The following is a 12980-nucleotide window of genomic DNA, read 5'->3' on the forward strand; positions in this document are numbered from 1 at the left end:
GTGCGCGCCGGCGACGCGGTGGTGCGAGCTCGCGCGGGCAGCACCGAACCGCGCCGGGCACTGCCGGCCACCTTATCGCCGCTCGTCGGGGTACCCGGATTCGAACCGGGGGCCTTCCGCTCCCAAAGCGGACGCGCTACCTGGCTGCGCCACACCCCGTGCCCAGCGGGCGGTGTGAAGGCTACGCGCCCGCGACCGCGCGCCGTGCCGGTACGCTGCTGCCCGCGCCGTCCGCCTCGGCCCCGGAACCCGGGGTCGTGACTGACGGTCATGCGGATGTAGCTCAATGGTAGAGCCTCAGTCTTCCAAACTGATTACGCGGGTTCGATTCCCGTCATCCGCTCCGCTGCCGGCGGCAGGATGCCCCGCATGTCCCGCCCCGTCGACTTCTCGACCGTCTCCACCGCCGGGCTGGAGTCCTCCCCCGTCGCCGGGGCCCTCGCCGGCCTGCGCGCCAACGAGGCCCGCTACTTCCACACGAAGTTCGGCCACGCCTTCACCACCGAGCCGGCCGGGCCGGGGCAGCCGGGCGCGGAGCTCGCCGGCTGGGTCGCCTCGCTGCTCGCCTCCGAGCGCGACCTCGTCATCACCTCACCGCCGCTGGAGGCCACCACCTTCGTGGTCGAGGGCACCAGCTGGACGTACGTCTTCCACGCGTCCGGTCTGAGCGTGAACGTGCTCTACGGCCTGGAGGAGGGCTCCAAGCGCGCCGTCGGGTTCAAGCTCTGCGACGGCATGGAGGTGCCGGCGGAGCTGGCCGACCGGTTCAGGTTCGCCCGGCAGCGCTCGAAGCTCGCCGGCACCATCCGCGGCTCGTTCTTCGTCATCAAGGGCGAGCACACCCCGCCGCGGCTCTGAGGAGCCCACCGCGCCGAGCGGCCCCCGCCGGAGCTCCGGCGACGACTCCGGCCGCCAGCCCGCCTCCGGGAGGGTCAGGACGCGACGAGCACGGCGGTGAGGGAGGCCCCCACGCCGACGACCGTGACGACGGCGCCCAGCAGCAGGCCGCGGCGCGCGCCGGCGAAGCGCGGTGACGTGCGGAACGGCTGCTCGACCACCACCAGCGTCAGGGCGGCGAGCGGACCCGCCACGAAGAGCTCCAGCGCGAGCAGCGCGGGCCAGCCCGACAGGCCCAGCCGCTCCCCGGCGAAGGTCACCGGCACGTGCCACAGGTACCAGGAGTAGGAGGCGCGCCCCGCCCACCGCACCGGGGCCCACGCGAGCAGGCGCCCCACCCCGAGCCGGGCTCCCCGGGCGTCGGCGAGCCCGGGCGTGCCGACGGCGACGAGCGCCACGGTCGCCAGGGTGGGCACGAGGGCTGCCGACCCGGGGTAGGTGACCGACCCGGTCCACACGGCGCTCGTGAGCACCACGAGCAGCGCCCCCCACCCGAGCAGCGGCACCCAGCGCCGGACCGGGTCCAGCCGGCCGCCCGCCGCGAGCTGCTCGAGGCGCGGAGCCGCCAGCGCGAGCAGGGCCCCCGCTGCCAGCTGCCACGCGCGGGTCGGCGAGGACAGGTAGGCCAGTGCGGGCACGAGGGGCGTGAACACCACCGAGCAGGCCAGGGAGACCACGGCCACCGCGCCCGCCGCCAGGGCGAGGGAGCGGCGCAGCGAGGTCCCGCGCCGGCGGGCCGCCGCCACCGCGAGCAGCACCAGCGGCGGCCACAGCAGGTAGAACTGCTCCTCCACCGCCAGCGACCAGTAGTGGATGAGCGGGCTGCCGGCGGCGTCGGGGTGCAGCTCCACCGGGTCAGCCAGGCCCGAGCGCCAGTTGGCCACCTGGAGCGCGGCCGCCAGGCCGTCGCGTCCGGTGGTGGCGAGCATCCCCGGGGCGAGGACCGCCGTCGTGGCCAGGGTCACGAGCAGGACGACGACGGCCGCGGGCAGGATCCGCCGCGCGCGCCGGGCGTAGAAGTCGGCCAGGCGCACCCGGCCGGTGCGCTCCACCTCGCGGACCAGCAGACCGGTGATGAGGAAGCCGGAGATGACGAAGAAGACGTCCACCCCGAGTCGGCCGCCGCCGGCGCCGGGCACGCCGGCGTGGAAGAGGAGGACCAGGCCGAGCGCGACGGCGCGCAGGCCCTCGACGTCGGGGCGGAACCCGCCCGACGTCGCGGCGGGCGGTCGCCCGCTCGCGCGGGCTGCGGTGCGTGCGCTGGTCGGCGCCACCGGCGCCGGCGGTCGTGCCACGAGGTCCCCCTGCTCGTCTACTACTCAGAACGTAGTAGTGGTGCGGGAGGGTGCGCACGCGGGGTGCGAGCCCGCTGCGCCGATCGGGTGGCCGGCGCTAGGGGACGAGGCGCTCCAGGGCCCGCTGGCCGGCCTCGTGCAGCAGGTGCACCGAGGCGAGGCCGGCGCGGTCGTGCCCTCCGCTGCGCACGTGCTGGAGCACCTCGGCGGTGTCCTCGACGGCGTGACCGCCCGCGGCCAGCAGCAGCGCCAGGCACAGGGCCCCCGCGACCGCCAGCGGACGACCGCTCCCGGGTCGCCCGGCGAGCAGGGCCCGCACGCGCTGCACCACGTCGCCCTCGCCACCGGCCAGGGCCACGCTGCGCCACCCCGGACGGCCCGAGAGCGCGGTGCGCAGCAGACCGGCCCGCGCCACGGCCCGCGCCACCAGCGGCCGGTCACCGCCGAGGGACGCGGCCGCGGACTCGTCCGCCCAGCGCTCGCTGGCGTACCGCACAGCGGGCAGCAGCCCGACGAGCAGCGGGTCCAGCGCGGCCGACCAGGCGGTGGCAGCGCGCAGGAGGTCGTGGTGGTCGCGCAGGTGGGCGCGCTCGTGGGCCAGCAGGGCCGCGCGCTCCTGCACCGGGAGGGCGTCCATGAGCGCGCGCGAGACCACCACGCGCCCGCCGCGGCTGGGCAGCGCGAACGCCTCGGCGCCGTCGTCCACCACCACGACACCGCCGACGGCACCGCCCAGGCGGGAGCAGAGCTCGTCCGCGGCGCGCAGCGCCCGCGCCCTGCGGCGCCACAGCACCAGCGCCCGCACGAGACCCGCCGCCAGCAGGCCCACCGCCGCCAGCGAGGCCGCAGCGGGCACGGGGACGTGGTGGGCGAAGCGGCCGGCGTCGTAGCCGAGCAGCGAGGCCACCGCGTGCACCCGGGCCACGAGGACGAACAGGTGCAGCACCAGCGCGAGCGAGGTGGTCACCGCGCTGCCGACGGCGCAGGCCGCCAGCACCAGGGTGGCCGCCTGCGGCGGGCAGCGGCGCGCCACCAGGGGCGCCGCCAGCGCGAGCAGGACGCTGGCGACCAGGGGCGCCTGCAGCGCGTAGAGCACGCCGGTCCCCTCAGCCGCGCCGCTCGGCGTCGCGCAGGAGCCGCTCGAGCACCGGCACGTCCTCCGGGGCGAGGTCTCCCACGAAGCGGGCGAGCACGGCGTCGCGCCGGTCGCTCGTCTCCAGCGCCTGGCGCATGCGGGCCGCGGCGACCTCGGCGGCGTCGGCCACCCGGTAGCGGTGCGCCCGCCCGTCGCGCTCCCGCGCCGCGAGGCCCTTGTCGTGCAGGCGGGCCAGCGTCGTCATGACGGTGGTGTACGCCAGGTCCGCACCCAGGCGCTCGCGCACCTCGGCGGGGGTGGACGGGACACCAGCGGCGGTGAGCGCCGCGAGGACCTCCCGCTCGAGGTCACCTCGCGCGCGTCGCGCGCCGTCCATCACCACCGGCCCATCATGCCTGCTCAGCGGCCCAGTCCTCCAGCGGGACGACCTGCGAGGTCGGCCCGTCCAGGCTGGCGGCGTCGAGCAGCGCCTCGAGCGAGGCGATGAGCTGCTCCGTCGCGGTGTCCACGTCGGCGAGGATCGACGCGCGGCGGAGGGGATGTCCACCGGTGAGCACTCCGACCGGGGGACGCGGTCACCGTCGCGGGCGCCGCACCTCCCCCGAGCGGACGCCTGCGGACCACCGCCCCCTCACCCGGCCGGAGCCGCCGCGCCCGGGTCCGACGGCCCCGGCGCCAGCACGGCGCCCAGGAGGCCGGGGAAGCGCCGCTCGAGGTCGTCGCGGCGGAGGGTGACCATCCGGTGCCGGCCCGCGGGGGTGGTGCGGACCACGCCGGCCTCGCGCAGCACCTTGAGCTGGTGGGACCGCGTGGACTTCGGGACCACGCCGCCGACCGCCTCGCAGGCCAGCCCGGCGGGCGGAGCGGCGGCGACGGCGCGCACGATGGCCAGCCTCGCCGGGTCGGCGAGAGCGGCCAGGACGGCGGTGACCTCGAGCTCCCCCACGTCCGGGTGCGGGAGCTCGCGTCCCGGGGGCCGCTCCGGACCCGCTCCCGCGTCGCCCCCGGCGGGCCCTCGCGCGGCCCGCTCGCGCGCCTCCTGCGCCACCTCGTCCACGCCGCCAGCGTAGGGCGGCGCCGCATGCTCGGTCCGGCGTGCGTGGAACTGTCCGCCCGCTCGGTCTACGCTCCGACTGTTCGACTCCCGTCGTACCGAGAGGTCGGAGGTCCCCGTGGACAGCCCGTCGCACCCGAGCCGGACCCGGCCGCACCGGAGGGCCTGGCCGCGCTGGGGCAGACGGCCCGCCTTCGCCCTCGTCGGTGGGCTGGTCGTGCTCTTCCTCGCGGCGTCGGCGGCGCCCTCCCCGCTGTACCCGCTCTGGGCGTCGCAGTGGGGAGCGTCCCAGGGGGCCCTCACCGCCGTGTTCGCCGTCTACGCCCTCGCGCTGCTCGCCGCGCTGCTCGTCTTCGGCCGGGCCTCCGACGTGGTGGGCCGCCGCCCGGTGCTCCTGGTCGCCACCGCCCTCGAGCTGGTGAGCCTGCTGGTCTTCCTCGCGGCGTCCGACGTGCCGCTGCTGCTCCTGGCGCGCGCCGTCCAGGGCGTCGCCACCGGCCTGGCCGTCGGCACGGCCGGTGCCGCGCTGCTCGACCTCGCGCCGCCCGGGCGACCGGCTCGGGGAGCGCTGGTGAACAGCGCCGCCCCCACGTTCGGCCTGGGGCTGGGGGCGCTCGGGTCGGGCACCGTCGTGGAGCTGTCCGCCGGACCGGCTCGCATCGTCTTCGGAGCCCTCGCCGCCCTGGTCGCCCTCGCCCTGGTGGCGCTGGTCGCCCTGCCGGAGACCTCGGGCACCGGGCCTGGGCCTCAGCGCCGCGCCGCGCTGCTGCGCTCGCTGCGCCCCAGCGCCGCGGTGCCGGTCGCGTCCCGGCGGCGCTTCACCTCGGCCGTCCCGGTGTTCGTCGCCACCTGGGCGCTGGGCGCCCTGCAGCTGTCGCTGGGGCCGTCGGTGGCGCGAGAGGTGCTCCGCGTCGAGCACCCGCTGGCGGGCGCAGCGCTGGTGGCCTCCTTCAGCGTGGCCGGTGGGACCGCAGCCCTCCTGGGCGCCCGTGCCGGCAGCAGGGCCCTGGAGCTGGGCGGAGCGCTCGCCCTCGCCGCAGGCAGCCTGGTCAGCGCCGCGGGCCTGGTGACCGCGTCCCTGCCCGCCTACGCCGCAGGGACCGCCGTGGCGGGCGCGGGCTTCGGCGCAGCCTTCGCCGGCGCTCTGCGAGCCGTGGCCGCCACCGCCGCAGCCGACCGGCGCGGCGGCCTGCTCACCAGCGTCTACGTGGTCAGCTACCTCGCCTTCAGCCTGCCCGCGCTGGCCGCCGGGGAGCTGTCCGGCCGGCTCGGGCTGCTGCCGGTGGTGGTGGCCTACACCGCCGCCGTCGTCGTCCTCGCCGCGGTCGCGGCGGTGGTGGCCGGGCGAGCCCCAGCACCCGCCCGCGCAGCCGTCTCCACCTCCGCGACCTGCTCACCGGTGCAGACGCCGTAGGATCGCCTCGACCATCCCGAGCGGCCGAGAGACCTGGCTCAGCGACGCCGCAGCAACCACCCGTGGGGCCCCCGCGGACCGGTGCTACCGCCAGGACCGATGGAGGCCGTCGTGTCCAGCGCCGTCAGCGCACCCGCGCACCAGCCCGCCCGCTCCGGGGCGCAGCAGCCACCCTCGCCGCTCAGCGCGTGACGAGCGGCACCGCGGCCGCGGCGGCGGCCAGGGCAGCCACCGCGGCGAACAGCAGCCGCACCGCGTCCGCCCGGCGCAGCCGGCGCACCAGCGCCTCGGACCGGCCGCTGCTGGCGAGCCGCCCGTGGGCCGGGCCGGCCGTCGTGGCCGTCACGAGGACGACGACGGCGGCGGCGGCCACCGACACCAGCGCCGCCGCGCCGGGCCACCCCGCCGGCGGTCCCGCGACGAGCACCCACCCGTCGGCGAGGCCGAGCAGCCCGTACACGAGCCCGACGACGGGCGTGATCCGCCGGCGGTGCAGGTCGTGCGCCCGGCGCCAGCGGGCCGCGGCTCCCCCGCCGTCGTCGTCCTGCTCCGGACCGGCCGCGAGCAGCACCGGGTAGACCAGCGCGGTCACCACCAGCTGGAACCCCAGGTGCAGCGCGGTGGCCGCCACCAGCAGCACGAGCCCGGCACTCCCCGCCCCAGCGACCACTCCCCCAGCCTGACCCCTGACCCCCGCCCCCGCCCGGAGGACCCGTCCCGATGTCCCGCCCCCTCGCCGCGCCCCTGTCGGCGCAGCCCTCGAACGCCACCCTCACCACCCTGCTCGCCGAGGAGCGCGCGTTCCGCGCGCCGGGGGCCGTCGCGCAGGTCGCCAACCTCGACGCCGCCACCGCGGAGGCCTGGCGCCAGCGCGGCGAGGAGGACCCGGAGGGCTTCTGGGCCGAGCAGGCCGCGCACCTGGAGTGGGAGACGCCGTGGCACACGGTGCTGCAGTGGTCGCCGCCGCAGCTCGCCGACGGAGCCGACCCGGCCGACCCGCTGGCGGAGCTGTCCGTGCCGTCGGCGCGCTGGTTCGACGGCGGCACCCTCAACGCTGCCGTCAACTGCCTGGACCGGCACGTGGCCGCAGGCCACGGGGACCGGGTGGCCACGCACTTCGAGGGCGAGCGCGGCGACACCCGCACGATCACCTACGCCGACCTGCTCGCCGAGGTCAGCCGGGCCGCCAACGCGCTCACGGCGCTCGGCGTGGAGCCGGGCGACCGCGTGGTGCTGTACCTGCCCGTCATCCCCGAGACGCTGGTGACGGTGCTGGCGTGCGCGCGCATCGGCGCCGTCCACTCGCTGGTGTTCGGCGGCTTCTCCGCGGAGGCCCTGCGGTTCCGGGTGGCGGACACGACGGCGAAGGTGGTGGTCGCCACCGACGGGCAGTTCCGCCGCGGCAAGGCGGTGCCGGTGAAGGCGGCCGTCGACGAGGCCGTTGCCGGGCTCGACCACGTCGAGCACGTGCTGGTGGTCCGCCGCACCGGCGAGGAGGCCTACGCCGGGGAGCCCATCCCCTGGACCGAGGGGCGCGACGTGTGGTGGCACGACGTGGTCGACACCGCGGACGCCGTCCACGAGGCCGTCGCGTTCCCCGCCGAGCACCCGCTCTTCATCATCTACACGTCGGGCTCCACCGGGAAGCCGAAGGGCCTGCTGCACACCACGGGCGGCTACCTCACCCACGCCCGGTACGCGCACTGGGCGCACTTCGACGCCCACCCGGAGACCGACGTCCACTGGTGCACCGCCGACCTCGCGTGGGTGACGGCGCACTCCTTCGCCATCTACGGGCCGCTGCTCAACGGCGTCACGCAGGTCATGTACGAGGGCGTGCCCGACTTCCCCGCCCCGGGCCGGCACTTCGAGATCATCGAGAGGTACCGGGCCACCACGTACTACACCGCGCCGACCCTCATCAGGGCCTGCATGACCTGGGGCGACGACGTGCCCGCCCGCCACGACCTGTCGAGCCTGAAGCTGCTCGGCAGCGTCGGGGAGCCCATCAACCCCGAGGTGTGGATGTGGTTCCGCGAGAACGTCGGCGGCGGCACCGCGCCCGTCGTCGACACGTGGTGGCAGTCCGAGACCGGCGCCACCGTCGTGGCGCCGCTGCCCGGCGCGACCACCCTCAAGCCGGGTTCGGCCACCCGCCCGCTGCCGGGCCTGGACGCCGCCGTCGTCGACGACACCGGCGCCGAGGTGCAGCCCGGCCAGGGCGGCTGGCTCGTGGTGAGGAAGCCGTGGCCGGGCATGGCCCGCACGGTGTGGGGGAACCCTGAGCGCTACCGCGACGCCTACTGGCGGCAGTTCGCCGCGCAGGGCTACTACGCCGCCGGTGACGGCGCCCGTTACGACGCCGACCGGTACCTGTGGCTGCTCGGGCGCCTGGACGACGTCGTCAACGTCTCCGGGCACCGCCTGTCGACCACCGAGGTGGAGTCGGCGCTGGTGGCGCACCCCGACGTCGCCGAGGCCGGCGTGGTGGGCGTCGCCGACGAGCTGACCGGCCAGGCGGTGGCCGCCTTCGTCATCCCGTCGCGCCGGTCGGTGCTCGACGACGACGACGCCCACCCCGCGCTGGAGGCCGCGCTGCGCGCCCAGGTCGCGACCGTCATCGGGCCGGTGGCCAAGCCCAAGCACGTCGTGGTGGTGCGCGACCTGCCCAAGACCCGCAGCGGCAAGATCATGCGGCGCATCCTCGGCGACCTGCTCGAGGGCAGGCCGCCGGGCGACACGACGTCGCTGTCCGACGAGCGCGCCGTCGACGCCGTCCGCGACGGCATCGCCGCCCGCCGCGCCAGGACGACCACCACCGCAGCCCGCTGACCCCCCTGACACGCAGAGAGAGGATGGACGCATGAGCCAGGACACCCCCGGCGGCGCTGCCGTGAACCCGGAGACCGCCGGCCAGGTCGGCACCGAGGACGCCGCCCCGCAGACCGTGCCCGGAGCGGTCTCCCCCGACCCGCTCGCGGAGCGGCCCAGCGGTGAGCGCACGTGGGGCTTCCGCACCCGCTCGCTGCACGCCGGCGGCACCCCCGACTCGGCGACCGGCGCCCGCGCCGTCCCGATCTACCAGTCGACGTCGTTCGTGTTCGAGGACACCGCCGACGCCGCCAACCTCTTCAGCCTGCAGAAGTACGGGAACATCTACTCCCGCCTGGCCAACCCCACGGTCGCGGCGTTCGAGGAGCGCATCGCGTCCCTGGAGGGCGGCATCGGCGCCGTGGCCACGGCCAGCGGCATGAGCGCGGAGTTCATCACCCTCGCCGCGCTGGCCGGGGCGGGTGACCACGTCGTCGCCAGCTCGCAGCTGTACGGCGGCACGGTGACGCTGCTCGACGTGACGCTGCGCCGCTTCGGCGTGGACACGACGTTCGTGGCCGGCACCGACCCGGCCGACTACGCCGCCGCCATCCGCCCGAACACCAAGGCGGTCTACACCGAGGTCGTGGCCAACCCCTCGGGGCAGGTGGCCGACCTGGAGGGCCTGGCGCGCGTCGCGCACGCCGAGCACGTGCCGCTGGTCGTCGACGCCACGCTCACCCCGCCGTACCTCGTGCGCCCGATCGAGCACGGCGCCGACATCGTCATCCACTCCGCCACCAAGTTCCTCGGCGGCCACGGGACGACGCTGGGCGGCGTGGTCGTCGAGAGCGGTCGCTTCGACTGGGGCAGCGGCCGCTTCCCGCAGATGACCGAGCCCGTGCCCAGCTACAACGGCATCCGCTGGTGGCAGAACTTCGGCGAGTACGGCTTCCTCACCAAGCTGCGCTCCGAGCAGCTGCGCGACACCGGCCCGTCGCTGTCCGCGCAGTCGGCGTTCCAGCTGCTGCAGGGCGTCGAGACGCTCGCCCCGCGCATGGAGGAGCACCTGCGCAACGCCCGCGGCGTGGCCGAGTGGCTGGACGGCGACCCCCGCGTCGCGTGGGTCAACTGGGCCGGGCTGCCCTCGCACGTGCACCACGAGCGGGCCAAGAAGTACCTGCCGCTGGGGCCGAGCTCGGTGTTCTCCTTCGGCGTCGCGGGTGACCGGGAGGCCGGGCGCCGCTTCATCGAGGCGGTGCAGCTCGCGAGCCACCTGGCGAACGTGGGCGACACCCGCACCCTCGTCATCCACCCCGCGTCCACCACGCACCAGCAGCTGAGCGCCGAGCAGCTCGAGGCCGGCGGCGTGAAGCCGGAGCTGGTCCGCATCTCCGTCGGGCTGGAAGACCTCGACGACATCCTCTGGGACCTCGACCAGGCCCTGACCGCCGCCGTCAAGGAGGGCTGACGCATGACGCTGACCGTGGACAACACCCGCACCTGGGTGGGACCGACCGCCCCCGAGCGCCTCGCGCTGCTGCGCGAGGCGAAGAGCATCGCCATCGTCGGCGCGTCGGAGAACCAGGCCCGCGCCAGCTTCTTCGTGGCGACGTACCTGCTCTCCAGCTCCCCGTACGACGTGTACTTCATCAACCCGCGCGCCACGGAGATCCTCGGGCGCCCGGTGTACCCGAGCCTCGCCGACCTGCCGGTGGTGCCCGACGTCGTGGACGTGTTCCGCCGCCACGACGACCTGCCGAGCGTGCTCGACGAGGTGCTGGAGCTGCGGGAGTCGAAGGGCGGCGGCACGTCGCCGTCCGTGCTGTGGCTGCAGCTGGGCTCCTGGCACGAGGAGGTCGCCCACCGCGCCGAGGCCGCCGGCCTGTCGGTGGTCATGGACCGCTGCGTCAAGATCGAGCACGCCCGCTTCCACGGCGGCCTGCACCTCGCGGGCTTCGACACCGGCGTCATCTCCAGCAGGCGGCAGATCCGCGCCTGATCCAGCGTTGCAGTCGGGGGCGGTGCTCAGCACCGCAGCACCGCCCCCACCCCGGCACCCCCGGGGTCCTCGCACCACCCACGACCCCGGAGGTCACCTGTGCTCCGCCGCTCGCCCTTCGTCCTGCTCGCCGCTGCCGCCGCGCTGGCCCTGTCCGCCTGCGGCGGAGGGTCCCCGGCCGACAGCATCGTCGGCGGCGCCAGCTCCAGCGCCGCGCCGTCCGGCTCCCCCTCCGGCACGGGCGGCGTCCTGCGCGTGGCCTCCGAGGGCACCTACGCACCGTTCACGTACCACGACCAGAAGGACGGCGGGAAGCTCACCGGGTACGACGTCGACGTCATCACCGCGGTCGCCCAGAAGATGGGGATGCAGGTGCAGTTCACCGACGTCACCTGGGACGCCATCTTCGCGGGGCTGCAGGCCGGCCGGTACGACGTGGTCGCCAACCAGGTCACCGTCAACCCCGAGCGCCAGGCCCTGTACGACTTCTCCACGCCGTACACCACGTCCACCGGCGCGATCATCACCCGCGCCGACGACACCTCCATCACGTCCCTGGCCGGCCTGAAGGGCAAGACCACCGCCCAGTCTCTGACCAGCAACTGGGCCCAGGTGGCCAAGGACGCCGGCGCGAACGTCGAGGGCGTGGAGGGCTTCACCCAGGCCGTCACCCTGCTCAAGCAGGGCCGCGTGGACGCCACCGTCAACGACGACCTCGCTGTGCTGGACTACCTCAAGACCACCGGCGACACCTCGGTGAAGGTGGCCGCCAAGACCACGGACACCAGTCAGCAGGCCTTCGCCCTGACCAAGGGCTCGGCGCTGACCCCGAAGGTCGACGAGGCGCTCGCCGAGCTCAAGGCGGACGGCACCCTGGCCACGATCTCGAAGAAGTACTTCGGCGAGGACGTCTCGGGCTGACGCCGGGGTCGGGGCGAGGCCGCGGAGGAGACCGGTGGTCGACTGGGACCTGGTGCGCAGCTCGGCGTGGCCGCTGCTGCAGGGGCTGGTGCTGGGCACCATCCCCCTGACGGCGCTGTCGTTCGCGTTCGGGCTGGCCATCGCCGTCGTCGTCGCCCTCATGCGGCTCTCGCCCGTGGCGCTGGTCTCGGGCGCCGCGCGGGTGTACGTCTCGGCCATCCGCGGCACGCCGCTGCTCGTGCAGCTGTTCATCGTGTTCTACGCGCTGCCTGCGGTCGGCCTGACCATCGCGCCGTGGCCGAGCGCGATCCTCGCCCTGAGCCTCAACGTGGGCGGGTACGCCGCGGAGGTGGTGCGCAGCGCGATCCTCTCGGTGCCCCGCGGGCAGTGGGAGGCGGCCGCCACCGTCGGCATGGGCTACGGCACCACGCTGCGGCGCGTGGTGGCCCCGCAGGCCGCGCGCCTGGCGGTGCCGCCGCTGAGCAACACGCTGATCTCGCTGCTCAAGGACACCTCGCTGGTGTCGGTGGTGCTGGTGACGGAGATGTTCCGGGTGGCGCAGCAGATCGCGGCGCCCACCTTCCAGTTCCTCACGCTGTACGGCCTGGCCGCCGTCTACTACTGGGTGGTCTGCGCGGTCCTCGCGGCGCTGCAGGACCGGCTGGAGGTCCGCTTGAACAGGTACGTGACCCAGTGAGCGCGCACCCCCTGCTGGAGGCCGCGGGCCTGCAGAAGTCCTTCGGGCAGACCCGCGTGCTGCGCGGCGTCGACCTCGCCGTGCCCGCCGGCACCGTGAGCGTGCTCATCGGTCCGTCCGGGTCGGGCAAGACCACCGTGCTGCGCTGCCTCAACGCCCTCGAGCGCCCCGAGTCCGGTGTCGTGCGCATCGGGGACGTCTCGGTGGACTTCTCCGCCCTGCCGCAGCAGGGACGCCGCGCTGCCGTGCGCGCCGAGGCGCGGCTGCGGGCCCAGAGCGGCATGGTCTTCCAGGCCCACCACCTCTTCCCGCACCGCACGGCGCTGGAGAACCTCCTCGAGGGGCCCGTCGTCGTCCAGGGCCGCCCGCGGGAGGAGGCCCGGGCCGAGGCGCTGGTCCTCCTGGAGCGGGTGGGCCTCGCAGGCCGCGAGGACGCCCTGCCGTCGCAGCTCTCAGGCGGGCAGCAGCAGCGCGTGGGCATCGCGCGGGCGCTCGCGATCCGCCCGCAGGTGGTGCTCTTCGACGAGCCGACCTCCGCGCTCGACCCGGAGCTGGTGGGCGAGGTGCTCGCCGTGATGCGGGACCTCGCCGAGCAGGGCACCACGATGGTGGTGGTCACCCACGAGATCCGCTTCGCCCAGCAGGTCGCCGACCAGGTGCTGTTCCTCGACGGCGGCGTCGTGGTGGAGCGCGGACCGGCGGCGCAGGTGATCGCGGACCCGCGTGAGGAGCGCACCCGCCGCTTCCTGCGGCGCCTGCTCGACCCGCTCTGAGCCTGCCTCGACGGGCGGCA

At 75.7% G+C, this 12980-nt stretch carries 13 protein-coding genes, 2 tRNA genes and 1 riboswitch; of the genes, 9 read left to right on the forward strand and 6 right to left on the reverse strand.

Annotated elements, in window-relative coordinates:
- Nucleotides 1-85: 85 nt before the first annotated feature.
- Nucleotides 86-159 (reverse strand) — tRNA-Pro (locus H7K62_RS12675).
- A gap of 113 nt (nt 160-272) precedes the next feature.
- Here H7K62_RS12675 and H7K62_RS12680 point away from each other — a divergent pair.
- Nucleotides 273-343, forward strand: a tRNA-Gly gene (locus H7K62_RS12680).
- 26 nt (nt 344-369) lie between these two features.
- On the forward strand, nt 370-858 hold the full coding sequence (locus H7K62_RS12685; protein ID WP_186718749.1) for a phage tail protein: 489 nt from the start codon (nt 370-372) through the stop codon (nt 856-858).
- A 74-nt stretch (nt 859-932) separates the two neighbouring features.
- On the opposite strand, the gene H7K62_RS12690 is transcribed toward H7K62_RS12685, so the two are convergent.
- The 4 genes from H7K62_RS12690 to H7K62_RS12705 form a co-directional block, all read right to left on the reverse strand.
- Nucleotides 933-2192 carry an acyltransferase family protein gene (locus H7K62_RS12690; protein ID WP_186718751.1) on the reverse strand — a complete coding sequence of 420 codons (1260 nt, stop codon included), beginning with the start codon at nt 2190-2192 and terminating at the stop codon, nt 933-935.
- Nucleotides 2193-2289: 97 nt separating this feature from the next.
- Nucleotides 2290-3288, reverse strand: coding sequence for a M48 family metalloprotease (locus H7K62_RS23920; RefSeq protein ID WP_186718753.1), 999 nt, complete (start codon nt 3286-3288; stop codon nt 2290-2292).
- 10 nt (nt 3289-3298) lie between these two features.
- The gene (locus H7K62_RS12700) at nt 3299-3664 is read right to left on the reverse strand and encodes a BlaI/MecI/CopY family transcriptional regulator (RefSeq protein WP_186718755.1); all 366 of its coding nucleotides are present in this window, start codon (nt 3662-3664) and stop codon (nt 3299-3301) included.
- A 255-nt stretch (nt 3665-3919) separates the two neighbouring features.
- On the reverse strand, nt 3920-4345 hold the full coding sequence (locus tag H7K62_RS12705) for an ArsR/SmtB family transcription factor (RefSeq protein WP_222437550.1): 426 nt from the start codon (nt 4343-4345) through the stop codon (nt 3920-3922).
- Nucleotides 4346-4460: 115 nt separating this feature from the next.
- On the opposite strand from H7K62_RS12705, the gene H7K62_RS12710 reads away from it, so the two are divergent.
- A complete protein-coding gene (locus tag H7K62_RS12710; protein ID WP_186718756.1) occupies nt 4461-5756 on the forward strand; it encodes an MFS transporter in 1296 nt (431 codons plus the stop codon).
- A gap of 8 nt (nt 5757-5764) precedes the next feature.
- Nucleotides 5765-5862, forward strand: a riboswitch (SAM riboswitch).
- Nucleotides 5863-5937: 75 nt separating this feature from the next.
- Here H7K62_RS12710 and H7K62_RS12715 read toward each other — a convergent pair.
- The gene (locus H7K62_RS12715) at nt 5938-6426 is read right to left on the reverse strand and encodes a hypothetical protein (protein WP_370591757.1); all 489 of its coding nucleotides are present in this window, start codon (nt 6424-6426) and stop codon (nt 5938-5940) included.
- Between the two features lie 50 nt (nt 6427-6476).
- Here H7K62_RS12715 and acs point away from each other — a divergent pair, with 50 nt between their 5' ends.
- The 6 genes from acs to H7K62_RS12745 all read left to right on the forward strand — a co-directional run bounded on the left by acs (nt 6477) and on the right by H7K62_RS12745 (nt 12960).
- A complete protein-coding gene (acs, locus tag H7K62_RS12720; protein WP_186718758.1) occupies nt 6477-8588 on the forward strand; it encodes an acetate--CoA ligase in 2112 nt (703 codons plus the stop codon).
- A gap of 31 nt (nt 8589-8619) precedes the next feature.
- The gene (locus tag H7K62_RS12725) at nt 8620-10038 is read left to right on the forward strand and encodes an O-acetylhomoserine aminocarboxypropyltransferase/cysteine synthase family protein (protein WP_186718760.1); all 1419 of its coding nucleotides are present in this window, start codon (nt 8620-8622) and stop codon (nt 10036-10038) included.
- 3 nt (nt 10039-10041) lie between these two features.
- On the forward strand, nt 10042-10569 hold the full coding sequence (locus H7K62_RS12730; RefSeq protein ID WP_186718762.1) for a CoA-binding protein: 528 nt from the start codon (nt 10042-10044) through the stop codon (nt 10567-10569).
- A gap of 99 nt (nt 10570-10668) precedes the next feature.
- Complete coding sequence (locus tag H7K62_RS12735; RefSeq protein WP_186718764.1) at nt 10669-11490, forward strand: amino acid ABC transporter substrate-binding protein; 822 nt, start codon at nt 10669-10671, stop codon at nt 11488-11490.
- A gap of 34 nt (nt 11491-11524) precedes the next feature.
- Nucleotides 11525-12187, forward strand: a complete 663-nt coding sequence (locus H7K62_RS12740; RefSeq protein WP_186718772.1) for an amino acid ABC transporter permease — start codon at nt 11525-11527, stop codon at nt 12185-12187.
- Nucleotides 12184-12960 (forward strand): amino acid ABC transporter ATP-binding protein, encoded by a 777-nt coding sequence (locus tag H7K62_RS12745; protein ID WP_370591758.1) that lies wholly within the window; start codon nt 12184-12186, stop codon nt 12958-12960. Before H7K62_RS12740 ends, H7K62_RS12745 begins: the two co-directional genes overlap by 4 nt.
- Nucleotides 12961-12980 lie beyond the last annotated feature (20 nt).

The organism is Quadrisphaera sp. RL12-1S (assembly GCF_014270065.1).
GTDB lineage: Bacteria > Actinomycetota > Actinomycetes > Actinomycetales > Quadrisphaeraceae > Quadrisphaera.